Origin of the sequence: Microbacterium karelineae (assembly GCF_009745985.1) — a bacterium.
In the GTDB taxonomy this organism is placed as follows: Bacteria; Actinomycetota; Actinomycetes; order Actinomycetales; family Microbacteriaceae; genus Microbacterium; species Microbacterium karelineae.
Map to the genome: position 1 here is coordinate 1 of NZ_WFIX01000053.1, position 236 is coordinate 236.

1 protein-coding gene is annotated in these 236 nt (G+C 54.7%); it reads right to left on the reverse strand.

Going from position 1 to position 236, the window contains the following annotated elements; all coding sequences use genetic code 11:
* Positions 1–236: aquaporin (locus GB932_RS00850; RefSeq protein ID WP_197517195.1), on the reverse strand; the 236-nt coding region annotated here is incomplete at both ends.

Consider the following 236-nt stretch of genomic DNA (forward strand, 5'->3'; position numbering starts at 1 on the left):
AAATGATGAAAGGGACAACTTTGCGTCCATCGAAGCACGCGAACAGCCACAACGCGATAGTCACCGCCGGGTTAAGATGTGCACCAGAAACGCCTGCGGTCAGGTAAATGGCCATCGCCACGCCCAGACCCCAGATGATACTGATTTCCCACTGACCAAAACTGGCACCCGCCACTTTCAGTGCAGCGACACAGCCCACTCCGAAGAATATCAACAACCCGGTACCAAGGAACTCG